This window comes from Rhizobium sp. 25PS6 (assembly GCF_032464655.1).
GTDB lineage: Bacteria > Pseudomonadota > Alphaproteobacteria > Rhizobiales > Rhizobiaceae > Rhizobium > Rhizobium laguerreae.
This window is the reverse complement of sequence record NZ_JAWDIV010000024.1, coordinates 52072-74938: the sequence shown is the minus strand read 5'-3', so window position 1 is coordinate 74938 and position 22867 is coordinate 52072. Positions and strand designations below refer to the sequence as shown.

General features: G+C 60.7%; 27 protein-coding genes and 1 pseudogene. 15 read left to right on the top strand and 13 right to left on the bottom strand.

The window, feature by feature from the left end; all coding sequences use genetic code 11:
* Window position 1: 1 nt before the first annotated feature.
* Window positions 2–319 (bottom strand): hypothetical protein, encoded by a 318-nt coding sequence (locus RWK44_RS28935; RefSeq protein WP_316029796.1) that lies wholly within the window; start codon window positions 317–319, stop codon window positions 2–4.
* A 210-nt stretch (window positions 320–529) separates the two neighbouring features.
* Here RWK44_RS28935 and RWK44_RS28930 point away from each other — a divergent pair, with 210 nt between their 5' ends.
* The 3 genes and pseudogenes from RWK44_RS28930 to RWK44_RS28920 all read left to right on the top strand — a co-directional run bounded on the left by RWK44_RS28930 (window position 530) and on the right by RWK44_RS28920 (window position 2669).
* The gene (locus RWK44_RS28930) at window positions 530–856 is read left to right on the top strand and encodes a hypothetical protein (RefSeq protein ID WP_168256545.1); all 327 of its coding nucleotides are present in this window, start codon (window positions 530–532) and stop codon (window positions 854–856) included.
* A gap of 153 nt (window positions 857–1009) precedes the next feature.
* Window positions 1010–1120: pseudogene (locus RWK44_RS28925) on the top strand (deoxyribodipyrimidine photo-lyase); the annotation flags it as partial.
* 289 nt (window positions 1121–1409) lie between these two features.
* Window positions 1410–2669 (top strand): cyclopropane-fatty-acyl-phospholipid synthase family protein, encoded by a 1260-nt coding sequence (locus RWK44_RS28920; protein ID WP_316029795.1) that lies wholly within the window; start codon window positions 1410–1412, stop codon window positions 2667–2669.
* On the opposite strand, the gene RWK44_RS28915 is transcribed toward RWK44_RS28920, so the two are convergent.
* Together RWK44_RS28915 and RWK44_RS28910 are read right to left on the bottom strand one after the other, a co-directional pair.
* On the bottom strand, window positions 2670–3503 hold the full coding sequence (locus tag RWK44_RS28915; RefSeq protein ID WP_168286565.1) for an SDR family NAD(P)-dependent oxidoreductase: 834 nt from the start codon (window positions 3501–3503) through the stop codon (window positions 2670–2672).
* 99 nt (window positions 3504–3602) lie between these two features.
* Window positions 3603–4262 (bottom strand): ChrR family anti-sigma-E factor, encoded by a 660-nt coding sequence (locus RWK44_RS28910; RefSeq protein WP_316029794.1) that lies wholly within the window; start codon window positions 4260–4262, stop codon window positions 3603–3605.
* Between the two features lie 226 nt (window positions 4263–4488).
* On the opposite strand from RWK44_RS28910, the gene RWK44_RS28905 reads away from it, so the two are divergent.
* From RWK44_RS28905 to RWK44_RS28890, 4 genes are read left to right on the top strand one after another with little or no spacing between them, the layout of a single operon-like run.
* Window positions 4489–5526, top strand: coding sequence for a cysteine synthase A (locus RWK44_RS28905; protein WP_316029793.1), 1038 nt, complete (start codon window positions 4489–4491; stop codon window positions 5524–5526).
* Between the two features lie 6 nt (window positions 5527–5532).
* On the top strand, window positions 5533–6270 hold the full coding sequence (locus RWK44_RS28900) for an alanyl-tRNA editing protein (RefSeq protein ID WP_222009857.1): 738 nt from the start codon (window positions 5533–5535) through the stop codon (window positions 6268–6270).
* 18 nt (window positions 6271–6288) lie between these two features.
* On the top strand, window positions 6289–7158 hold the full coding sequence (gene sseA / locus RWK44_RS28895; protein WP_131663837.1) for a 3-mercaptopyruvate sulfurtransferase: 870 nt from the start codon (window positions 6289–6291) through the stop codon (window positions 7156–7158).
* A 5-nt stretch (window positions 7159–7163) separates the two neighbouring features.
* Entirely contained in the window at window positions 7164–7724 is a 561-nt protein-coding gene (locus RWK44_RS28890; RefSeq protein ID WP_020049628.1) for a GNAT family N-acetyltransferase, read from the top strand.
* A 30-nt stretch (window positions 7725–7754) separates the two neighbouring features.
* Here the strand turns inward: RWK44_RS28890 and RWK44_RS28885 are convergent, their stop codons facing one another.
* Entirely contained in the window at window positions 7755–7991 is a 237-nt protein-coding gene (locus RWK44_RS28885) for a hypothetical protein (protein ID WP_168270767.1), read from the bottom strand.
* Window positions 7992–8069: 78 nt separating this feature from the next.
* On the opposite strand from RWK44_RS28885, the gene RWK44_RS28880 reads away from it, so the two are divergent.
* Window positions 8070–8579 carry a DUF1203 domain-containing protein gene (locus tag RWK44_RS28880; protein ID WP_316029792.1) on the top strand — a complete coding sequence of 170 codons (510 nt, stop codon included), beginning with the start codon at window positions 8070–8072 and terminating at the stop codon, window positions 8577–8579.
* Window positions 8580–8595: 16 nt separating this feature from the next.
* Here the strand turns inward: RWK44_RS28880 and ald are convergent, their stop codons facing one another.
* The gene (ald, locus tag RWK44_RS28875; protein WP_168270894.1) at window positions 8596–9714 is read right to left on the bottom strand and encodes an alanine dehydrogenase; all 1119 of its coding nucleotides are present in this window, start codon (window positions 9712–9714) and stop codon (window positions 8596–8598) included.
* A gap of 156 nt (window positions 9715–9870) precedes the next feature.
* Between ald and RWK44_RS28870 the strand changes: the two genes are divergently transcribed.
* From RWK44_RS28870 to RWK44_RS28860, 3 genes are all read left to right on the top strand, one after another.
* Window positions 9871–10332 carry an Lrp/AsnC family transcriptional regulator gene (locus tag RWK44_RS28870; protein ID WP_003538804.1) on the top strand — a complete coding sequence of 154 codons (462 nt, stop codon included), beginning with the start codon at window positions 9871–9873 and terminating at the stop codon, window positions 10330–10332.
* A gap of 73 nt (window positions 10333–10405) precedes the next feature.
* On the top strand, window positions 10406–11287 hold the full coding sequence (locus RWK44_RS28865; protein WP_020049624.1) for a DMT family transporter: 882 nt from the start codon (window positions 10406–10408) through the stop codon (window positions 11285–11287).
* 84 nt (window positions 11288–11371) lie between these two features.
* Complete coding sequence (locus tag RWK44_RS28860) at window positions 11372–11776, top strand: PilZ domain-containing protein (protein WP_131663833.1); 405 nt, start codon at window positions 11372–11374, stop codon at window positions 11774–11776.
* Here the strand turns inward: RWK44_RS28860 and RWK44_RS28855 are convergent.
* Entirely contained in the window at window positions 11746–12468 is a 723-nt protein-coding gene (locus tag RWK44_RS28855; protein ID WP_168281666.1) for a hypothetical protein, read from the bottom strand. The genes RWK44_RS28860 and RWK44_RS28855 overlap by 31 nt on opposite strands.
* A 176-nt stretch (window positions 12469–12644) precedes the next feature.
* Here RWK44_RS28855 and RWK44_RS28850 point away from each other — a divergent pair, with 176 nt between their 5' ends.
* Window positions 12645–14633, top strand: a complete 1989-nt coding sequence (locus tag RWK44_RS28850) for a bifunctional 2',3'-cyclic-nucleotide 2'-phosphodiesterase/3'-nucleotidase (protein WP_316029791.1) — start codon at window positions 12645–12647, stop codon at window positions 14631–14633.
* 42 nt (window positions 14634–14675) lie between these two features.
* Here the strand turns inward: RWK44_RS28850 and RWK44_RS28845 are convergent, their stop codons facing one another.
* On the bottom strand, window positions 14676–15644 hold the full coding sequence (locus RWK44_RS28845; protein WP_168281662.1) for a LysR family transcriptional regulator: 969 nt from the start codon (window positions 15642–15644) through the stop codon (window positions 14676–14678).
* A gap of 139 nt (window positions 15645–15783) precedes the next feature.
* Here RWK44_RS28845 and RWK44_RS28840 point away from each other — a divergent pair, with 139 nt between their 5' ends.
* Window positions 15784–16398, top strand: a complete 615-nt coding sequence (locus RWK44_RS28840; protein WP_316029790.1) for an FMN-dependent NADH-azoreductase — start codon at window positions 15784–15786, stop codon at window positions 16396–16398.
* 48 nt (window positions 16399–16446) lie between these two features.
* Here the strand turns inward: RWK44_RS28840 and RWK44_RS28835 are convergent, their stop codons facing one another.
* Complete coding sequence (locus tag RWK44_RS28835; RefSeq protein WP_316029789.1) at window positions 16447–17022, bottom strand: TetR/AcrR family transcriptional regulator; 576 nt, start codon at window positions 17020–17022, stop codon at window positions 16447–16449.
* Window positions 17023–17184: 162 nt separating this feature from the next.
* Here RWK44_RS28835 and RWK44_RS28830 point away from each other — a divergent pair, with 162 nt between their 5' ends.
* Window positions 17185–17961 (top strand): SDR family oxidoreductase, encoded by a 777-nt coding sequence (locus RWK44_RS28830; protein ID WP_316029788.1) that lies wholly within the window; start codon window positions 17185–17187, stop codon window positions 17959–17961.
* A 7-nt stretch (window positions 17962–17968) separates the two neighbouring features.
* Here RWK44_RS28830 and RWK44_RS28825 read toward each other — a convergent pair whose 3' ends face one another.
* The 3 genes from RWK44_RS28825 to ilvA form a co-directional block, all read right to left on the bottom strand.
* Window positions 17969–19240, bottom strand: coding sequence for a GGDEF domain-containing protein (locus tag RWK44_RS28825; protein ID WP_316029804.1), 1272 nt, complete (start codon window positions 19238–19240; stop codon window positions 17969–17971).
* 235 nt (window positions 19241–19475) lie between these two features.
* Window positions 19476–19802, bottom strand: a complete 327-nt coding sequence (locus RWK44_RS28820; protein ID WP_077981226.1) for an HlyU family transcriptional regulator — start codon at window positions 19800–19802, stop codon at window positions 19476–19478.
* 37 nt (window positions 19803–19839) lie between these two features.
* Window positions 19840–21090, bottom strand: coding sequence for a threonine ammonia-lyase (gene ilvA, locus RWK44_RS28815; RefSeq protein ID WP_131663825.1), 1251 nt, complete (start codon window positions 21088–21090; stop codon window positions 19840–19842).
* A gap of 183 nt (window positions 21091–21273) precedes the next feature.
* Here ilvA and RWK44_RS28810 point away from each other — a divergent pair, with 183 nt between their 5' ends.
* Window positions 21274–21648, top strand: coding sequence for a VanZ family protein (locus RWK44_RS28810; RefSeq protein ID WP_065279668.1), 375 nt, complete (start codon window positions 21274–21276; stop codon window positions 21646–21648).
* A 542-nt stretch (window positions 21649–22190) separates the two neighbouring features.
* Here the strand turns inward: RWK44_RS28810 and RWK44_RS28805 are convergent.
* Together RWK44_RS28805 and RWK44_RS28800 are read right to left on the bottom strand one after the other, a co-directional pair.
* Window positions 22191–22517: a type II toxin-antitoxin system RelE/ParE family toxin gene (locus RWK44_RS28805; protein WP_316029787.1), complete on the bottom strand. Its 327-nt coding sequence runs from the start codon at window positions 22515–22517 to the stop codon at window positions 22191–22193.
* Window positions 22504–22794 carry a ribbon-helix-helix domain-containing protein gene (locus tag RWK44_RS28800; RefSeq protein ID WP_026265193.1) on the bottom strand — a complete coding sequence of 97 codons (291 nt, stop codon included), beginning with the start codon at window positions 22792–22794 and terminating at the stop codon, window positions 22504–22506. The genes RWK44_RS28805 and RWK44_RS28800 overlap by 14 nt, the downstream gene beginning before the upstream one ends.
* Between the last annotated feature and the right edge of the window lie 73 nt (window positions 22795–22867).

Sequence of the window (22867 nt, the reverse complement as noted above, 5' to 3'; positions counted from 1 at the left end):
CCTAGAAGGCTGTGCTGGCAGTGGTGGTGATCACGTCGCATGAGAGCCGAAGGCCGATCGGATCGTGGCACAGATCATCCTCGGTGCCGGCGAGTTCCAGCCCGGCTGGAGCGTCGGCACGCAGGTAGGTCTGCGTGGTGACGTCGACGCGCACGGGAGCGGCGGTCCAGAGCGAGGGGCGGCTGACGTCAATCGCGGAGATACGGCCCTTCTCTCCGCTCAGTGCAGAGGACGCAGTCGCCATCCCGCTTGCCGTCAAGGCGAGTGCAAGCGCAATCTGAAGACCGAGATCAGCGGCCTCGCGCGGAGAAACGAACATAGCGGCCTCATGCTGCAAGTTTTTAGCGTTTCATCATGCAACTACGGCAGGTAAGCGCGCCGATCCAGCGGCTTCGACCGTTAAGGTTTATGCGTAACCACGCGGGACAGCCGCAGGGTCTCGCCAATTTTTTTGCAAATTTCGGAACAATGATTCCATCAGGCGGTTACCCGAGGGTCATCCAAGATGAAAATCAAAGGAGGATATCCTATGACCAAATCCCTCATCGCCGCTTCGCTGCTTGCCATCGGCATGGCGTCGTCGGCCTTTGCCCAATCGAACCCGAGCCCGATCGGGCCAACGAACGGCGGTTCGACCGATCCGAGTTCCGGTACCTATTCGTCCGATTACACCAATAGTGACAACGGCATTCGTCCGGTTCCCGTCTCGCCGGTCGATCCGACGACGACACAGAGCATCGGCCGACCGCAGACGATGGAATGCCCCGGCATGCCTCGGCAGATGTCCGGCGTCGACACGCGCGGCGGTCAGAGCGGCGCATCGATCAGCGAAGCCTGCCGCGAGTACGACAACTAAGCAGGCGGTTCCCCGCTCCTGGAAAAGGCCGGTTCACGCCGGCCTTATCCATGTCGTGGCAGCGATGAACGCTTTTCCTTTGCAATGAAATTTTTGATCCGGGCGTTCCGGACATCCGTAGCAGGTTGAAGAACACAGTCAGGGAACGCTTCCTTGGCAAGGGACGCGGCAAAACCGGTTATCCTTTGGTTTCGCAAGGATTTGCGCTTTGACGACAACGAGGCTCTCAACGCAGCCCATCTCTCCAGGCGGTCGATCATCCCGTGAATTGCGGCTGAAAGCTCACGCTACGTCAGGTGTCCGGCGGCTCCGCCTGAAGTCAGCATCCGGCAGCCCCGCGCGAACGCGGCGGAATGACATGACAGCGCCGCACGTTTTTCACGTGCAAAGCGGGTTGCAGCATATTGAACTGCTGCATAAATCTATCCTTAGACCGGTTCCGAATTAGGAAATTATGCAGTAGCCTTCAATGCAATGGCCGGGGGCCGGTCGGGCGCATCGTCACGGATGTATCGTCGTCCCTAACCGGCAAAAAAATGCTGGAGGAGGAGAGATGAGCAAGGCGCAGGACTGGAATCTGCTGGCCCGTGACGCGGTGACGCTGACGGGGGAAAACATATCCCGTCTGGCAAAGGGGCTGCCCTTCAAGGCGAAGCTGGCGCTGCGCGGACTTCTGCGCATGCAGCACGGTTCGCTCGCCGTCACCCTCCCCGACGGCCGCAGGCTGCTGATCGAGGGCAAGCAGCCCGGGCCGAAGGCGGCGCTCAGCCTCAACAATTGGAACCTTGCCTATCGGGCGCTGACGAGCGGCACGATCGGGGTCGCCGAAACCTATATGGACGGCGATTGGGATAGCCCCGACATCACCGCCTTCCTTGAACTCTTCCTCGTCAACGGCGAGGCCGCGCACAGCTATGCGCACGGCAAAGGCGGCGTCAGCCGTCTCTTCGAGCGCGTCCGCCATTGGATGAACGCCAATACCAAAACGGGCTCGAAGCGAAATATTTCCGCCCATTACGATCTCGGCAACGATTTCTACAGGGAATGGCTCGATCCGAGCATGACCTACTCCTCAGCACTCTATTCGACCGGCGCCAACGATCTGCAATCGGCCCAGAACGCCAAATACCGGGCGCTTGCCGAGGCGACCGGCATCGGGCCTGGCGATCATGTGCTGGAGATCGGCTGCGGCTGGGGCGGTTTTGCCGAATTTGCCGCAAGCGAGCTGAACTGCAAGGTGACGGGGCTGACGATCAGCCGTGAGCAGCTCGCCTTTGCCGAGGCGCGCATTCACAACGCCGGCCTCGATGACCGCGTGGAATTCCGTTTCCAGGATTACCGCGATGAAGCAGGGCTCTACGACCGGATCGTCTCGATCGAGATGTTCGAAGCGGTCGGCGAAAAATACTGGCCGTCCTATTTCTCCAAGCTCCGGCAATGTCTGAAGCCGGGCGGCAAGGCTGGGCTGCAGATCATCACCATCCGGCCGGAATCCTTCGACCAGTATCGCAGCAACCCCGACTTCATCCAGAAATACGTCTTTCCCGGCGGCATGCTGCCGACGCGCAATCATCTCGCCGAACTTGCCGGCAAGGTCGATCTGTCGCTGGTCAAGGATTTCGGCTTCGGGCTCGACTACGCCCGCACGCTCGCCGAATGGCGCGAGCGTTTCTGGTCGGTCTGGGAACGCATCCGCCCGATGGGCTTCGACGAGCGCTTCAAGCGGCTTTGGGAATTCTATCTGTTCTATTGCGAGGCCGGCTTCCGTGCCCGCAATATCGATGTGCGCCAGGTCGTGTTCTCGCGCCGTTGATCATTCCGCCGCATGCGGTGTCACCGGGTGGCGACCAGCCGACGGCGGCCGCTCCCGCCAGCCGGTCACGCGGTTCACCAGCGTGAAATAAACGCTATAGGGGAGCAGGCGCGCGAGCTTCAGCATGGTGGTGAAGCGCCTCGGAAACGTGATCTCGAAGGCCTGCGATTTCAACCCGGCGGCAATCTCCCGAGCGGCCTCCTCGACCGACACCAAAGCCGGCATAGGAAAGGCATTCTTCCTCGTTGCCGGCGTATCGACGAAGCCCGGGCAGACGAGCTGGATGCGGATGCCCATCTTGTCGAGATCGAATTTCAGGCTTTCGGCCATATTGATCAGCGCCGCCTTGGTAGCGCCATAGGCAGCCCCCGTCGGCAGGCCGCCATAGCCGGTGACGGAGGAAACGATGGCGATCTGTCCCTGCCCCTTCGCCTTCATATGGCGGATCGCCGGCAGCAGACAGTTGACCACGCCAGAAAGATTGACGGCAAAGCTCTTCTCGAAATCGGTGCGGTTCAAATCCTCGGCATGGACGGGCAGGTAGACGCCGGCATTGAGGATCGCCATGGCGAGCGTGCCGTGCTCATATTCGATGGAGGCCATGACATGTTCCATGTCCTCGGCATCGGTGACGTCGCCGTCGAGCACAATGATACTGCCCGAGAGGCCATTCGCTTCGGCTTGCAGTTCGACCAGCTTTTCGTGGCTTCTGGCCGTCACGGCGACCTTGTATCCTTCGCCGGCGAGCCTCAGTGCAAGCGCCCGGCCGATGCCCGAGCTCGCACCCGAAATCCAGACGATTCCATGTTCGGGATGGGCAATGAAATCACGCATGACATGTTCCTCCGGGCTGCCTGATCAAATGCGAAAACAGGTCCGGAAGTTCCTCAACCCCTCCGGATTTACGGCTCTATCACATTATTGTGGCTGCTTTCAGCCGATCAGGTCGCCGATCATCTGGCGGAAGGATCCGGTGAGCTTGGCCGGTCCGTCCGAGACGGCAAAGGCGATGCACGGCCTGTCCTTTTCGGCGACCGGCCGGTGGTCGACCGTCTCGTCGGCAATGGAGATATCACCGGGACCGAAACGACCGCGTTCATCGTTGAAGGCGCCGTCGAGAATGAGAATCAGCTCCATGCCTTTGTGGGTGTGCGCCGGCAAGGCGCGGCCCGGCCGGATCCACATCAGGCTGACCTCGCAGCTGTCCATGTCGAGCGAATATTCCTTAAAACCGGGCAACCGACGGCGCCAGGGGACATCTTCGGCCTCGAAGCCCAAGAGGGCGCGCAACGCTTGCGGAAACAGCGCGTTTTCCGGCCGTGCGGCCGTCCGTGGCGCCGGGACGGGAGACGCAGAGGAAAAGATTGCCGCAAGCCGCGCGTCGCGATCGGCAATAGCCGCTTCAGGCGCGTTTTCCAGAGCTTCGCCTGCCAGCAGCTCGAGGCTGTTCACCAGGCTGCGATTGTCCGGTTTCATTTCGAGATGAGACTGGACCAGCACACGCGCCGGCTCGGGCAAGGAGCCGGCAACATAATGCGCCATCAATGCATCGATCGTGTCGATCTGCTCGTGAACCATGTCGGTTTTGGTCACGCCCTGTTGCCGCGTTCCGTTTTCGCTTTGTCGTCATCCGTACGGGGAAAGTCAATCTTCGGATCACCCTTCACACGGCGGGATTGCGGGCCATGCGTCATTTCAGGGAGCGGAAAGCAAATTTTATCGTGTCCGACAGAGGCGTGGAATAGCATTTCTTGCCAACTCAGCCTTGTGAAGGGAAAAGACCGTTCCTAAAGTAAGAGTTCGAATAGAGGCAGATTCCATGACCTTCCACCCCTCCGTCCTCGACGCCATCGGCAACACGCCCCTGATCAAACTCAAGGGCGCCTCAGAAATGACCGGCTGCACCATTCTCGGCAAGGCGGAGTTCCTGAACCCCGGCCAGTCGGTCAAGGATCGCGCCGCGCTCTACATCATCCGCGACGCAGAGCGGAAGGGGTTGCTTCGCCCGGGCGGCGTCATCGTCGAGGGTACGGCCGGCAATACCGGCATCGGCTTGACGCTGGTCGCCAAGGCGCTCGGTTATCGCACCGTCATCGTCATCCCGGAAACGCAGAGCCAGGAAAAGAAAGACGCGCTGAAGCTGCTCGGCGCCGAACTCGTCGAAGTGCCCGCCGTCCCCTACAAGAACCCGAACAACTACGTGAAGGTGTCCGGGCGGCTGGCAGAGCAGCTGGCGAAGACCGAGCCGAACGGGGCGATCTGGGCAAACCAGTTCGACAACGTCGCCAACCGCCAGGCGCATGTCGAAACGACGGCAAAAGAAATATGGCAAGACACCGACGGCAAAGTCGACGGCTTTATCTGCTCGGTCGGCTCCGGCGGCACGCTGGCAGGCGTGGCTGCCGGCCTCAAGGCTTTCAAGGCAGACGTCAAGATCGGCATCGCCGATCCCGATGGCGCCGCACTCTATGAATTCTACCAGAACGGAGCGCTGAAATCCGAGGGATCCTCGATCACCGAGGGCATTGGCCAGGGCCGCATCACCGCCAATCTCGAGGGCTTCACGCCTGACTATGCCTATCGGATCCCCGATGCCGAAGCGCTTCCTTATCTCTTCGACCTCGTCGAGAACGAGGGCCTCTGCCTCGGCGGATCGACGGCGATCAACATTGCCGGCGCGGTCAACCTCGCCCGGGATCTCGGACCTGGTCACACTGTGGTGACGATTCTCTGCGATTACGGCAACCGCTATCAGTCAAAACTCTTCAACCCGGATTTCCTAACGTCGAAGGGACTGCCCGTTCCGGGCTGGATGGCAAAGTCGCCCGATATCCACGTTCCCTACGAGCCCGTGTGAGACCCCATGCCCGTCAATGCCCTCTATCGTGACGACTTCTATCTCTCGACGTGCGAGGCGGTCGTCACCGCCGTTCACGAAGACGGGGGCATCGAACTGGACCAGACCTGCTTCTATGCGACATCAGGCGGCCAACCTGGTGACACCGGCCTGCTCGAACGCGCCGACGGCAGCAAGATCGCGCTCGGCCAGACGAAACATGGTCCGAGCAAGGATGTCATCATCCACGTGCCGCTCGAAGGTGCGCCGCGGCCCGTAGTCGGCGAGACGCTGGTGCTGCATGTCGACTGGCCGCGCCGCTACAGGCTGATGCGCATGCACACGGCCTGCCACCTGCTTTCCGTCGTCTGCTCCTATCCGATCACCGGGGCTGCCGTCGGCGAGGAGGAAAGCCGCGTCGACTTCGACATGATCGAGACGATCGACAAGGACGCGGTGACGGCCAAGCTGATGGAACTGGTCGAGCAGAACCATCCGGTCACTCTGCAATGGATCACCGACGAAGAGCTTGTGGCCAACCCCGATATCGTCAAATCGAAGAACGTGCGCCCGCCGATGGGGCTCGGGCGCGTCAGCCTCGTCTGCATCGGCAAGAACTCCTCGATTGACAGCCAACCCTGTGGCGGCACACATGTCTCCGAGACTCAGGAAGTCGGCCGGATCCATATCGCCAAGATCGAGAAGAAGGGCAAAGAGAACCGGCGCTTCCGCATCCGCTTCGGCACGCCCGGCGACGAAGCCTGACTATCAAGGGAGACCATCATGAGTGAGACCAAGAGCCGTTTCGTCGTTTCGGCCGACTGGCTGCAGTCCGAGCTCGGCAAAGCTGACCTGCGCGTGCTGGACGCCTCCTTCTATCTGCCGGCGCAGAAGCGCGATGCCGATGCCGAATATGCAGCCGGCCATATTCCCGGCGCTATCCGCTTCGACCAAGACAAGATCGCCGACCATTCGACCTCGCTGCCGCACACGATCCCCTCGCCCGATTATTTCGCCGCCGAAGTCGGCCGGCTCGGCATCAGCGAGAATGATCGGATCGTCGTCTATGACGGCATCGGCCTGTTCGCCTCGCCGCGCGTCTGGTGGCTGTTCCGGGTGATGGGCGCGAAAAATGTCTTCGTGCTCGATGGCGGTCTCGACGGCTGGAAGGCCGAGGGCCGTCCGCTTGAAACCGAAGCACCCAATCCTGCGCCGGCGACCTTCACGCCTGACTTCGACGAGAGCCGCGTGGTGAGGCTCGATACGATGCGCGACATCGTCTCCAGCGGTGCGATGCAGATTGCCGATGCCCGCAGCGCCGGCCGCTTTGCCGCCGTCGAGCCCGAGCCGCGCGCCGGCATGCGCTCCGGCCATATGCCTGGCGCCCGCAGCCTGCCCTCCGGCGTCTTCGCCAGCCAGGGCCGTTTCAAGTCGCTGCCGGAACTCAGGCAGACGATCGAGGATGCCGGTATCGATCTTTCAAAGCCTGTCGTCACCTCCTGCGGCTCGGGAATCACCGCCGCGATCATCACGCTGGCGCTGGAATCGCTCGGCCATCACGACAACAAGCTTTATGACGGTTCGTGGAGCGAATGGGGCAGCCGTGACGACACGCCCATCGTCACCGGTCCGCCGACGCCGGTCAAAGCCTGACCGCCATGGGGAAGACACCCGCTTCGCTGAAAGCTCATATCACCCGGCTCGAAATGACGGCGCCGCCGAAGGCGAGCATGCCGGTGCCCGTCAATATCCAGACGGCGATCATGCGCGCGCCCGAGATCCCATTGCCCTTCTACCGCTATCTCTACCGGCAGGTGGGCGCGCGCTGGCAATGGGTGGACCGGTTGCGCATGAGCGACGAGCAGCTTGCCGAAACGCTGAACGACAAGCGCAACAATATCAGCGTTCTCTATGTGAACGGCGCGCCCGCCGGCTTCTACGAATATTTCTGCGAAGACGAGGATATGATCGAGCTCAGCCATTTCGGCCTGATCGAACATGCACTCGGTCTCGGCATCGGCAAATGGTTCCTGCTGCAGGCGCTCTATGCTATCTGGTCGCTCAATCCGAAGCGGGTCACCACCACCACCAATAATCTCGACCATCCGCGTGCGCTGCAGCTCTACCAGATGTACGGCTTCTCCCCCGTTTCGACCGGCACCGGCATCGTCCGGCCGCTCAGCGACAAGGAGCTTCTGGAGCTTGCGCGGAAAAGCTGACGGATGCCTTCCTGACGCGGGCAGAGCTGGTTAACGTCGCGTCAGACTGTTCGGACGGCGCGGGTCGTTGCGGCGCTCGAAATCGAGCGTGCGGCCCGACTGTTCCTTCAGTTCCGCCACTTCCTTGCGCAGAGCCTTAAGCTCTTCCAGTATTTCCACATTCTGTTGCGCCAGCAGCGCGAGATCAACGTCGGCCAAGGGTTTTTCCTTTCGCCTTACAGAGTACGGACAGAAGATACGCCGCTTTTCGCTCTTCGGCGATCTCATATCCAGATGCAGGCAAGAAACGGGTGGCTTGCGCGTTCGTCCAGGTGCAATTCATGGCAATCACAAAGGAGATTTGCCATGACCGCCATTCGTTTTGTCGCCATGCCGACGACCGACGCCGAATACCTCTGGAACGGCGGCCGCGACGCCTATGACAGGCTGCCCGAGACGATCGTTTCCGATGGTCCCGGTCATCCCTGCCGCCATTGCCTTCAAAATATCGATGCGGGCGAGGCGTTGCTGGTCTTCGCCTACCGGCCCTTCTCCGAGCTGCAGCCCTATGCCGAAACCGGCCCCGTCTTCCTGCACAAGCAGCCTTGTGCAGGCTATGCCGCCGAGGAGATCATGCCGCCGGTGCTGACGACGGGCCGTGACTTCATCGTCCGCGGCTATAACGAAAATGACCGCATCGTCTACGGCACCGGCGCGGTGACTGCTATTGGCGATATTCCAGCCTATGGTGAGGAGCTGCTGGGGCGATCGGATATCGCCTATGTGCATGTGCGCTCCGCGCGCAACAACTGCTTCCAATGCCGGATCGACAAGGTTAAGGCGCCGGGCCTTGCGGAGACCGGCGCCTCTATCTGACCTATAGTCAGGTAACTCACGCTACGTTCAGCACGCTTTCCGGCGCGAAGGCCTCGTAGCCCAGCGCGTCGGCGACCGGCTTGCTGGTGATGCGGCCCTTGTGGACGTTGAGGCCGTTCCTCAGATGCTTGTCTTCGGCGATGGCGCGCAGGCCGCGATCGGCAAGCGCCAGGCCGTGAACCAATGTGGCATTGTTCAGCGCGTGCGCCGAGGTGACCGGCACGGCGCCCGGCATGTTGGCAACGCAATAGTGCACGACGCCGTCGACTTCATAGGTCGGATCGGAATGGGTCGTCGCATGCGATGTCTCGAAGCAGCCGCCCTGGTCGATGGCGACGTCGACGATGACGGAGCCCTTCTTCATGCCGGACAGCATCTCGCGGGTGACGAGCTTCGGAGCGGCTGCACCCGGGATCAGTACGGCGCCGATAATCAGATCGGCCGAGAAGACTTCCTCCTCCAGCGCCTGGATGCTGGAATAACGCGTGTGGATGCGGCCTGCGAAGATATCGTCGAGCTGGCGCAGCCGCGGCAGCGACTTGTCGAGGATGCTGACATCGGCGCCAAGGCCGGCAGCCATCCTGGCAGCATGCAGGCCGACGACGCCGCCGCCGATGACCGCGACCTTGGCCGGCAGCACGCCGGGCACGCCGCCGAGCAGGACGCCGAGGCCGCCATTGGCCTTCTGCAGGGCGGTTGCTCCTGCTTGGATCGACAGGCGTCCGGCGACCTCCGACATCGGCGCCAGCAACGGCAGGCCACCGCGCTCGTCGGTCACCGTCTCATAGGCGATCGCGGTGACGCCGGAGGAGATGAGGCCTTTGGTCTGTTCGGGATCCGGCGCCAGGTGCAGATAGGTGTAGAGAAGCTGGCCGTCACGGAGCTGCGCCCATTCGGCGGGCTGCGGCTCCTTCACCTTGACGATCATGTCGCACTTTTCGAAGATATCCTTGGCGGAGGCGGCGATCTTGGCGCCAGCCGCGGCATAGGCAGCATCATCAGCGCCGATACCGACGCCTGCCTTGGTCTCCACCCAGACCTCGTGGCCATGGGCAACATATTCTCGCACCGAAGCCGGCGTCAGGCCGACGCGATATTCATGATTCTTGATTTCCTTCGGGCAACCGACACGCATGCGCGTTCCTCTCATTTTATCTCCGCGGCCGCGGATTTTTTCAGATGAGGAATCCAACCATCAAGGCAGCGAAATGTCCTTGCAAAGACGATTTGCGAAGACGCGATTTTTCGGCGATTATTGCGCCTCTCCTACCTTTCTTCGAAGGTTCTTCGAATGGCCGATCTCGATACCATCGATCTTGCGATTCTTCGGGCATTGCAGGCAAACGCCCGCATCACCAATGCCGAGCTTGCCGAAAGGATCGGATTGTCGCCTTCGGCCTGTTCGCGCCGGCTCGACATCTTGGAAAGAAGCGGCGTCATCGGCGGCTACCATGCGCGGCTTTCACACAAGGCGCTCGACTACAAGATGATCGCCATCGTGCATATCTCGCTCTCCGGCCAGTTCGCCAAGACGCTGGCGGAATTCGAGGCAGCGGTGAAGCTCTGCCCGAACGTGCTCGTCTGCTACCTGATGTCGGGCGAATACGACTATATCTTGCGCGTCGCCGCCCGCGACCTCGAGGACTATGAGCGGATCCACCGCGACTGGCTGTCAGCCCTGCCCCACGTCGTCAAGATCAACTCGAGCTTCGCGCTCAGAGAAATCATCGATAAGCCGAATGTCGGCCTTTGAGGCCTTGCATCTTTGCCGAAAGCCTGCCCAGATTTTCGATGCGCGCAAGCGCCTCCCCACCCAATGGCAAATCATGACATCGAAGACCCAAGGCTATATTTTCGCGCTGCTGGCGATCACCATATTCTCCCTGCAGGATGCCATCTCGAAACATCTGGCGACGGCCTATCCGCCAATCTTCGTGACGATGATCCGCTACTGGGCCTTTGCGCTTTTCACGATTATCCTCGCCTCGAAGATGCGCGGCGGCATCAAGGCGACGGCCCGCACCAAACGCCCTCTCCTGCAGGTGACCCGCGGCGTGCTGCTTGCCGTCCAGGTGGTACTGGCCATCACCTGCTTTGCGATGATCGGCCTTGCCCGTTCACAAGCGATCTTTTCCGCGACGCCGATCCTGATCGCGCTGCTGGCGATGCCGATCCTCGGCGAACGGGTCGGCTGGCGGCGGTGGGCAGCGATCGGCGCCGGACTTTTCGGGGTGCTGCTGATCCTGAAGCCGGAAGGCGAATTTTTCGACGTGAAGCTGCTTCTCGCCGTCATTTCCTGTTTCAACTTCGCCTTCTACGTCATCGCCACCCGTCTGGTCAGCCGCGACGATTCGTCGATGACCAGCTTCTTCTATACCGGCGTCGTCGGCGGCGTCACCATGACGCTCATCGGACCGTTCTACTGGAGCTGGATGTCGCCGGGTGATTGGGGCTGGATGGCGCTCGTCTGCGTCACCAGCATTTCCAGCCATTATTTCCTGATCCGCGCCTATGATGTTCTCGATGCCGCCGCCGTCCAGCCGCTGACCTATCTGTCACTTGTCTACGCCTCGGTCATCGGCATGGCGGTCTATGACGAAACGCTCAGTCTTAACACGATCATCGGTTCGATCATCGTGGTTGCCGCCGGCATTTTCACGGTCTGGCGCGAGCATGTGGTCGGAAGCAGGGCCACTGCCGCCAATTGATGTTTCACTGCAATTTTAGCCAAGCCCCTAAAACCATTTCAATTTTCCGGCGCTATGCTCCCTCGCTATACCAAGGGAGACAGTATGACCCGCAACTTGAAAATCACGGCCCGGAAGACTGATCGGAAAAACTGCCGCGTGTTCGGCCATGTCAAATACCTGAACAGCCAGGTCGATGCCCGCTTCCTCGACCTATCGCTGACCGGTGCCGCCCTGGAGATGAAGGGGCCGCTCCATGCCGCCTCAGGCAGCAAGGTACGCATCGAGGCCGAAAACCTCGGGCTGCTTGAAGGCATCATCCGCTGGAAGCACAATGGCCGCGTCGGCATCCAGTTCGACGTTAATTCGAACGCGCGGGCACAAATCTCCTCCTATTTCCGCTTTTTCCATAAGGAAGTGCGGCCCGTGCTGGCGACCCGCCCGCTGGCCATATCAGGCGCTAATAGCGACCGGATGCCTCATTTGGCAACGTCGACGCTGAAATCGTAAGGCTGCACCGCTTTTGCGCCGAAGGAGCGGCTGAGATCGTTCCAGTAGCTGCGGTTGACGTTGACGTCGAGAGTGACTGCGCCTTGCGTCTGCGGCAGCCTGGCGCCGAGGTTCCTGACGTCGACGGTGGCAGTATTGGCGTTGGCGCCGGACAGCAGGATCGTTTCCGTGCCGAGCGGCACGTTGACCGCGCCGGGCGCCTGGCTGCTGGAGAGCGGCTCGCTTGATATGATCTGGCCGTCTCCGCCGAGGAACTTGATATCGCAGGTCTGGCATTCGCCCTGCGTCCAGCCGGGATTGACTTTCAGCTCGACCCGCGGCGGCAGGGAGCGAGTGCCGTCCTGAGCATGGGCGACGCCGACGATGCCGAACAGGCTGGTAGCCGAGCTGACCTCGATCGGCCTCGGGTTGGCTGCACTCCCCTGTGCAGCGGCCATGATCAGAGCCGGTGCGCCGATGCCAAGAAGAAGCGCCTTCTGCAACTGCTGTTCGCGATAGATCAGCGCGATAGCGCCGCCGATAATGAAGAAGACGACGATGGCGGCAAGCGCGCAGGCAACTGAGATCCAAGGGTTTGCCGTCGTCGTCAGCCATTTCTCCACATCGCCGCTGTAGAGCGCCTGCGCCTTGTCGACCAGACTGGGTGCGATGCCTCCGAAACCTCCGACCAAAGCGATAACGACCTTGTTCATATCCCATCTCCCCAATGGTTCCAGCCGCTACCACTGTACGATAAATTGTATTTCACGACCATGAGGCTTTCCCGTTGGATTGTTTTGCCGTTCTGTCATTTTCGCAGTGTACTCGTCGTCAATTCGTCCTAATTCTGACGGGCCGGACGATGCGTGATCTTTGAAGGAGAGTTTCCATGTCTTCCATTTTCGATGTTGGTGTAATGAGCCGCCGTTCCCTGCTCGGCGGCCTCGCCGCCACTTCCGCCCTGGTGCTGCTGCACCCTTTCAGCGCCCGCGCCAGCGCCAACCAGGCCCATCTCAGGCTGATGGAAACGACCGACATTCACGTCAACGTCTTCCCCTATGACTATTATGCCGACAAGCCGAACGACACGATGGGCCTGTCGCGCACCGGGACGATCATCGACGCGATCCGCGCAGAGGCCGTCAACTCGCTGCTGATCGACAATGGCGACGTGCTGCAGGGCAATCCGATGGGCGATTACATGGCCTATCAGCACGGCATGAAGGACGGCGACGTCCATCCGGTGATCAGGGCGATGAACACGCTCGGCTATACGGTCGGCACGCTCGGCAATCACGAGTTCAACTACGGCCTCGACTTCATGTTCAAGGTCCTGGCAGGCGCAAACTTCCCGTTCGTCTGCGCCAACCTGACCAAGGGCCAGCTCGCCTCGGACCCGAAGCAGGACGATCTCTTCTTCAAGCCCTACATCATCGTCGAAAAACAGATCAAGGACGGCGCCGGCAATGAGAGCCCCGTCAAGATCGGCTTCATCGGCTTCGTGCCGCCGCAGATCATGCTGTGGGACATCAAGAACCTTGAAGGCAAGGCGCAGACGCGCGACATCGTCGAGGCCGCCAAGGCCTGGGTTCCCGCCATGAAGGAAGCCGGCGCCGATATCGTCATTGCGCTCTCGCATTCCGGCATCGACGGCAGCGCACCGTCCGAAAAGATGGAAAACGCCTCGCTGCATCTCGCCGCCGTCGACGGGATCGACGCGATCTTCACCGGCCACCAGCATCTCGTCTTCCCTGGCCCGAAGAGCTGGGACAGTGTGGCCAATGCCGACCCCGTCAAGGGCACGCTGCACGGCAAGCCCGCCGTGATGGCCGGCTTCTGGGGCTCGCATCTCGGCCTTATCGACCTGCTGCTCGAAAAGGACGGCAATAGCTGGAAGATCGTCGATTTCACCTCGGAAGCACGGCCGATCTATCACCGCGACGACAAGAAGAAGGTGGTTGCCGACTACGCCGACAAGAAGGATGTGGTGGGGGCCGCCAAGGCCGAGCATGAGGCGACGCTTGCCTATGTCCGCACCCCGGTCGGCAAGACCTCCGCACCGCTCTATTCCTACTTCGCGCTGGTTGCCGACGATCCCTCGGTGCAGGTCGTCAGCCAAGCCCAGACCTGGTACATCAAGCAGATGCTCGCCGACACCCAGTTCAAGGACCTGCCGGTGCTTTCGGCGGCTGCTCCCTTTAAGGCCGGCGGTCGCGGCGGTGCCGACTACTATACCGACGTGCCGGCCGGCGATATCGCCATCAAGAACGTCGCCGACCTCTATCTCTACCCGAACACGGTACAGGCTGTCGCCATCACCGGCGCCCAGGTGAAGAACTGGCTCGAAATGTCGGCCGGCATGTTCAATCACATCGAGGCCGGCTCAAAGGATCCGGCGCTGCTCAACAACGACTTCCCGTCCTACAATTTCGACGTCATCGACGGTGTCACCTACCAGATCGACCTGTCGCAGCCGCCGAAGTATGATTCGTCCGGCAAGCCGATCAATCCGGACGCCAACCGCATCCAGAACCTCGCCTTCAACGGCAAGCCGATCGATCCGGCCCAGAAGTTCGTCGTCGTCTCGAATAACTACCGCGCCGGCGGCGGCGGCAATTTCCCTGAGATAACCGCGGACAAGGTGATCTTCCAGGCGCCGGATACCAACCGCGACGTCATCGTCCGCTATGTCCATGATCAAGGCACGATCAATCCGTCTGCCGACGCAAACTGGACCTTCAAGCCGCTCCCCGGTACGACCGTGACCTTCGAAAGCGGCCCGAAGGCGAAACAGTTCCTCGCCGAGGTCAAGAGCGTCAAGATCGAGGATGCCGGCGAAGGGGCCGACGGTTTCTCGAAATTCAGGCTGGTTCTTTAAGCGGAAGACAATATCAGCGAAGGCGCGGCACCCGCGCCTTCGTCATTCGGCCGCGAGCGGCGTACCAGCGTCCTGGAGTTCTGCTATCTGAGCATGGAAATCGGCTTGGCTCGGGCAGGCGGAAAGCCGCGTGCGGAACGCTTCGATCATCCAGGTGGCGGCAGGTCCAGGCGGGTTGGCGAGTTGGCGCACCGAATATATGGGATACTCCCCCTGTTCGTAGGCATCCAGATCGAGATGAACGAGCCTGCCGCTCGTCAGATCGTCATGAATCACGGAAGCCGGAAGGCCGCCCCAGCCAAGGCCGGCCGTGATGAGCTGGTGCTTCGTCGCAATATCGCTGACGCGCCATGTCTTGTAGGAGAGAACGTTGAAATCGCGCCCCTTCGTCCGTCCCGACGCATCGGTGACGACCAGTTGCACTTCCTCGCGCACGTCGCCGAGCGTCAGCGGCCGGCCGATTCCGGCAAGCGGGTGGTTATGCGCGGCAACCGGCAACATGAAGGAATGACCGATACGCTCCGTGACGATCGAATCGTCCTGCTTGACGACCGCGCCGCCAATCCCGATCGTCGCCTTGCCGCTGAGGACGAGATCCATGACCATTCCGAGCTCGCCGACATTGAGGCTTAAAGAAACGGATGGAAACATCTCGCGGAATTCGCGGAGGACGTCCACCAGGGCTCGTGAAGGCACCATGACGCTGATGGCGACGGAAACCTCCGCTTCGAGCCCTTCCCTCAGGCTCTTGACGCGCGCCCGCATGACTTGCAGGTCGCCGAGAATGCGCCGCGCATCCTCAAGCATCGCCTTGCCCGCCTCCGTCAGCTTCGGCTGACGCGCGCCGGAACGCTCGAAAAGCGGTACTTCGAGCTGCGCCTCCAGATTGGCGATCGTATAGCTGACGACCGATTGGGCACGGTTCAGCGCCCGCGAAGCGGCCGAGAAGCTGCCGGTCTCGGCAACCGTCAGAAACACCTGCAATTGGTCCAGAGTGGGGTTTGGCAGCATCTTCTATCCATTCCATCGATAGTTTCGATCGACATTATCACCGTTTTTTCGATAGCAGGCCAGACCTATTTTCCTCATCGAGACTGCGGCTCACCTCCCAGCAACGGGCCGTCAAACTCCATTCGAAAGGAAATGCACCATGTCGTCCATCCTTCTTCTGACGTCCAGCCCGCGCGCCGACTCACTCTCGACGCCGATCGCCGTCGATCTCGCCGAAAAGCTGAAGAGCCAGAATCCGGGCAGCGTCGTCGTTCGCCGCGACCTTGCCGCCAACCCGCTGCCGCATATCGATGACCTCTTCACCGGCGCGATCCGCAAGCCGGCCGAAGCCCGCACCGCTGAGGAAACGGCAGCCGTCAAAACCTCCGACGAGCTTGTCAACGAGCTGCTCGCCGCCGACACGATCGTCATCAGCACCGGCCTCATCAATTTCAACATCTATTCGTCGCTGAAGACATGGATCGACAACGTCGCCCGCGCCGGCCTGACCTTCAAGTACACGGAAAGCGGCCCGGTTGGGCTGGCAACCGGCAAGAAGGTCTATGTGGTGCTCGCCTCGGGTGGCGTCTACTCGCAGGGACCGGCCGCCGCCTTGAACCATGCCGTGCCGTATCTGAAGTCGGTTCTCGGCTTCCTCGGCATCAGCGATATCGAGACCATCTATGTCGAAGGCCTGGCCTTTGGTCCGGAAGCTGCCGAAAAGGCGATCGACGCCGCCAAGTCGCGCGTCCAGGAAATCGCACTGGCGGCCTGATCGGCTCCCAAATGCTTTGCGGAACGGCCGGCCTTTGCCGGCCGTTTTTCATCTATCGATATCGGCGACAAAATCCCGGACCGTCGCCAGGATTTCGGCCGAGAGTTCCTCATCGGACGAAATCCTGGCAAGGCCGACGCCACCGGCCATCATCGCGAAGGCCATGATCGCCTTGCGCCGCCTTTCCCCTTCGTCCGCTCCCGCAGCCTTGCTCGCCAATGACGCGAAATTACGCTTGAGCCCGTCCGTCGCGATCCCCCGCGCCTTCTCGCCGCTGCGGGATATATCGGAGGTCAGCGCGGCAAAAGGGCAGCCCTCGCCGGGATTGTCGCGATGATAGGCGCTGACATAACGATCGGCGACATCGGCAGCCGTCATCTGCGCCGGGTTCACCCCCTCGGCCTCCAGCTTGCGTCCCCATGAATCGAAAGCGGACTGGATCGCCTCGGCGACCAGATCAGCGCGCGAGGCGAAATGCTTGTAGAAGCCGCCGACGGTCAGTCCGGCCTCCTTCATCAGATCGGCGACGCCAATACCTTCGAGCCCCTCCTCACGCAGCCGCTTCGACGCGATCTCGACAATCTTCTTGTGCGTCTTCTGTTTTTCCAATTGCGAACGACCCATCGGACATCTCCCTGGCACCAATCGAATGAGCATGATGTCGGCCGAAAACCGCTTACACTTTTCGGCATCATGCTTCTCTTGACTCATGTGGATTATCATCATAATTCTTGTAGATAACGATCATAATCCATATCGTTGCCAATTCCAAGAGGAGCATGAATCATGCGTCTAAGAAACAAGGTCGCCCTGATTACCGGCGGAAACAGCGGCATCGGTCTTGCGACCGCCAAGGTCTTCATCGACGAGGGTGCCCGGGTGGTGATCACCGGCCGCAACCCGGAAACGCTCGCTGCCGCCGAAAAGGCGCTCGGCGCCGGCGTGCTGGCGCTGAAGGTCGATGTCACTGATGCCGCCGCAACCGAGAGGGCCTTTGCGGAAGCCGCCGGAAAGGTCGGCAAGTTCGACATCGTCTTCGCCAATGCCGGCATCGGCGGCGCGACGCCGCTCGGCGAGACATCACTGGCGCAGTTCAACCAGATCATCAGCACCAATCTCACGGCAGTTTTCTTCACGGTGCAAGCGGCCCTGCCGCATCTCAATGACGACGCTTCGGTGATCCTCAACGGTTCGGTGCATGCCGTGCTCGGCGCTCCCGGCTGGTCGGCCTATGCGGCGACCAAGGCGGCAGTCCGGGCGATGACGCGCAATATGGCATCCGAGCTCGCGCCGCGCGGCATCCGCGTCAATCAGGTAACGCCCGGCGGCACCAAAACGCCGATCTGGTCGCCGATGGCTCAGACAGAAGACGCCATGTCGGCGCTCGAAGCCCGCATCGGCGGCATGAGCCCGCTCGGCCGCATGAGCGAAGCCGACGAAATCGCCAAGGCGGCGCTCTATCTGGCCTCGGATGATTCGGCCAATGTCACCGGCATCGAGATCACCGTCGACGGCGGCATGACGAGCGCGCCATCCGGCGCCAAGATCTTCCGCGCCGCCTGAATGAGTTTCAGCTGAGCTTGACCACGCCGGAGCGGCCGACGACGCAGTTGCGGCCGCTCTTCTTGGCTGCGTAGAGCCTGCCGTCGGCAGCCGTCAGCACGGCGGTGAAATCGACGCCGTCCTCGTCGGCAGTCGCAACGCCGATGCTGACCGTGATCGGCCTGTCATCCGGCGTCTTGACGCTGGTTGCGATCGTCCAGCGCAGGCGCTCGGCAAGCCGCAGACCTTCCTCGTGGTCGGTACCTGGACAGACGGCAACGAATTCCTCGCCGCCGAAGCGGAAGACGCGATCGCTCGAACGCAACGTCGTGCCCAATCGGGCGGCGATCGCCTTCAGCACCTCGTCGCCCTGGAGATGGCCGTAGCCGTCGTTGACATCCTTGAAGTGATCGGCGTCGAGAATGAGAACGGTGGCGTATAGCCCCTGCTTCAGCGCCTCACGCAGCATCAGCGGCGCTTCAACCTCCATGCGCGTCCGATCATAGACGCCGGTGAGCATATCGCGGCCGGTGCGTTCCAGAAGATCGTTGTAGCGCTCGCGGAACGTCAGGTCGCCGAACACGTCGCTGATCGAACGTGCGGACCCGGCTGCTCCGCCGCGGCGAATTCGATATTCATAGAATGCGAACATCGCCGCGTAGAGGCAGACGGCAAGCATTTTCGCCTTCCACCCGCCCCAGAATGCGGCGATCGGCACATCCAGAAAATAATGCAGCGCGGCGAAGAAGCCGATCTGGTCGAAGGTCAGCAGCACGAAGCCCGAAATCAGGAAACGCAGGACGACGCGGCGGCGGAAGAAATCGCCGAGTTTTTCGTAAAGCAGGATGATGCCGAGCGAATCGACATAGAGCAGCGCCGTGCCCCAGACCATCAGCCAGCCCATCTCCTTGAGGAAATCGACGTCGGGCGTGTGGTTCGTCGACATCTGCAGCGGCTGGTGCAGCTGCAGCACCCAGGCGATGCCGACGGTGAGCAGGTTGCCGAGAAACAGGCCGTAGATCGGCTGGCGCACTGTCGCGGCATCCTCCTGCAGGTAAAGCATCAGGATCATCATCAGCTTGCCGGAGAAGAAGACGGATGAGCCCGGCGACACATCCCCGAACGGCAGCGAGACATAGAAGACCGCCGCCAGATAGGTCTCCATGAAATGCATGACGCCGAGCGCCGTCAGGAAAACCCCGAGACCAAGCCGGTGACGGAAATGCAGAAGCGTCACCATCAGCACGAAATAGGCGATGGCTTCGACGACGAAGAGAGCGAGGTTGAGTGTCTCCATTATGAGACCTCGGCTCCGGACGTTCGGCCTCCTGCTGGCGCGGCGATCGCGACAGCGAATCCTTTGGTCAATCGTCCGAAACAGTCAAACACGGGGGTGTCCTGCAAATCCTGCAGGCGATACCTTTCACCGCAATCCTTTAAGATTGCGTGAGTGAGAAGGCTCGCACCGGAGGGCACACGGGTCACACACAGGAATAGTTGCAGCCGGTATCAAGGACCTATGCCCCGATCCCGATTCAGACCTGACGAAGCTTCTCGCCGTCGCCAAAGAGCGACGAACCATGCTGATCGATAATCTGCTGCGCTTTGCGCACGGTGCATTCGATCGCGTCATCGGAGGAGGAAAACAGATCGGCGCGGATGAAATTGCGCACCAGCACCTCGTCGCCAATCTTCTTTTCGATCCGGCCGGCAAGACGATACTGACCGCCTTCCTTGCGCGGCTCGGCATAGATCGTGCAATCGCCGTAAAGCTGCGGCTCGCCGGAAGGGCCTGCCGCCTCCGCAGCCGGTTTGCCGCCGCCAGAGAACATCGAAAAGATATTTGAAATGAACGAAGCCATGCTCCGCCTTTAGCACGGCGATATCGCTGTCGCCAAGTCAAATGATCAGATTGGCGAGGATCTCGTTTTCGGTGATATCCTCGTAACCCATGCCGGCTGCTTCGAAATTTCCGATCAGCCGGGCGAAATTCTCCGGCGCCTTGGTTTCGATGCCAATCAGGATCGAGCCGAAGTTACGCGCCGATTTCTTCAGATATTCGAAACGGGCGATATCGTCGTCGGGGCCGAGCAGATTGAGGAAATCCCGAAGCGCGCCCGGGCGCTGGGCGAGCCGCAGGATGAAGTATTTCTTCAGCCCTGCGTAACGCATGGCTCTTTCCTTTACGTCAGGCAGACGCTCGAAATCGAAATTGCCGCCGGAGACGACGGCGACGATAGTCTTGCCGCGGATCGCCTGGCCGTCCATCGCGGCGATCGCCGTCAACGACAAGGCACCCGCCGGCTCCAGCACGACGCCCTCGACATTCAGCATCTCCTGAATGGTGACGCAGATGGCGTTCTCCGGCATCAGTTGCACTTGGCTTGCCGGGAAATCGCGAAGAGCCGCAAAATTCAGGTCGCCGATGCGGGCGACGGCAGCGCCATCGACGAAATTGTCGACCTTGGCAAGCGTCGTGACCTTGCCCGCCTCAAGGCTGCGCTTAAGGCTCGGCGCGCCGGCTGGTTCGGTGAAGACGAAAGCAGATTTCGGCACGGTGCCGTCGAGATAACCGGTAATGCCGGCGGCAAGGCCGCCGCCGCCAACCGGCAGGACGACCATGTCGGGCACGGTTCCTTCCGGCAACTGCTGCATGATTTCGGCGGCGACGGTTGCCTGGCCCTCGATGATGTCGGCGTGGTCGAAGGGCGGCACCATGACGCCACCGACCGCCTCCACATGTTCGCGGGCGGCCTGGTAGCACTGGTCGAAGAAGTCGCCGAACAGCCGGATGGTGATGAATTCGGCGCCGAACATGCGGGTTTTGTCGATCTTCTGCTGCGGTGTCGTCACCGGCATGAAGACGACGCCCGGCACGCCGAAATGGCGGCAGACGAAGGCAAAGCCCTGGGCGTGATTGCCAGCCGAGGCGCAGACGAAGGTCTTACCGGCAGCACCCTGCCCGATCGCCTTGCGGAAGAAATTGAAGGCGCCGCGGATCTTGTAGGAACGCACCGGCGACAGATCCTCGCGCTTCAGCCAGATATCGGCCCCGTAGCGCGCCGACAGATGATCATTGAGCTGCAGCGGCGTTGCCGGAAACAGGCTGCGCATTGCCTCTTCGGCGCTTTCGACATCAAGTCTCGTCACGGGCGTGGTCCATTCTCATGATTAGCCATCGCCGCTATGGCATAGGCCGACCGGCAAAAGAAAGCCCGTTTCGGCCATTTCCGGTTCCCGACCGGGAAAGTCTTTCTTAAGCCAATCGTAAAATTGACGGCAGATAAACTGAATTTTACTGTCAATGAAAATGCAGGCCACTAATATCAAGCCATGATGATCTTCAAATTTGCAAGGCCGCTCGCCTGGCTGCTGCTCGCCCTCATCCTCTTCGTCACGGTTTCGCCGATCGGGCTGAGGCCGGAAACGGTCACGACGGTCGATACCGACCGCGGGGGCGCCTATGTTCTCGTCGGCCTCGCCTTCGCGCTCGCCTATCCGAAACAGTGGAAGATGGTGGCGGTGCTGCTGATTGCCGGTGCAGTCGCCATCGAATATCTGCAGTATCTCACACCAACACGCCATCCACGCTTGCACGATGCCGGCATCAAGGCCGCGGGCGCAGCCCTCGGGCTGCTGGCTGGCTGGCTGATCAACAGGTGGCGCGAGACCAAAGCGCCAAATGCGCTTCCGCTCACAGAACGCTGATCACTATCAGGAACAGACAGCACTAATCCCAAAAATCGAATTCGGGATCTGTCCAGATCGAAAGTAAATAGAGCGTCCTTAGCGCGTCTTCTTAGACGCGCTAAGGACGCTCTAGAAACCCTGCAAATGCATTGCCCAGAAGAACAGCGGTATCGCGGCTATCGCAGTCCCCAGAACAAGTGCGACACTGGTCTTGAAGATGCGGATGCGCCGAACCTTAGTCCCACTCCAATCGTAAACCATCGTCTTACTCCCACAAGACAACCCTTACTCAACTGTCGCGGCGCCATCGTTACGCCGGAAATTCGCTTGTCAAGCGATAACTTACTTTTGTGCACAATATACAAGCAGATTCAATACAGGCATATTCAAACAGGATTATGAAAGTGGTGCGGGCGACCGGGGGCGAACCCGTACAGCCAAGGCCGAAATTTTAAAGCCACCGCCACTACCGCATCGTGCAGGGGCAACCTTTCGACTTCTCTGATACCGACGCCAAGGCGCTGGAAGAATGGCTCGAGCCGAGATCGTTCCAAAGCCCGTTAGGATTCATCCTCGTCATCGCGCGCCCGAAACAGGGCCTCATAGTCTCTGCCGCCGTAGAACACATTGACGATCTCAACCGCGTCGGTGACGTGATAGGCGATCACGGCGCAATGCTCAAACGGTACCGTTCGCAAGCCGGGCGCCAGATCATCCCGAGGACGACCGCCGTTCGGTGCATCGCCGATTTTGTGGCACCTCGCCATGAGGCGCTTCACGAAGCCATTGGCAATGACGTGGCTTCGACTCATATCGGCAATGTCGATATAAATTTGGCGAAGGTCGCTCAGTGCCTCAGGCCGATTGATGACCTTAGCGCGCCGCATTGCGGGACGCTTTTTCCTGACCTTTCATGAAGCGGTCCATTTCCACTTCCGCCTCTTCTGCTGTCAAACTCGGGCGTGGATCATCAAGGGAACGGCGAATACGAGCTCGCATCGCGTTGAGGCGTTCGGCATCCTCGAGCCGCTGGCGTTGCCACACCCGCACCGCATCACGCATCGCCTCACTCGTGGTCGCAAACTCACCGGCCTCGACCGTATCGCGAACGCTCCGCAACATATCGGCCGTGAGGGTAATGGTCACCTTTTCCGCATTTCGCATCGTCGTACACTTTCCTTGATTGCTTATAAAGTATGATAAAATCATACCTGACACCAGAGAAATTGCGATGACA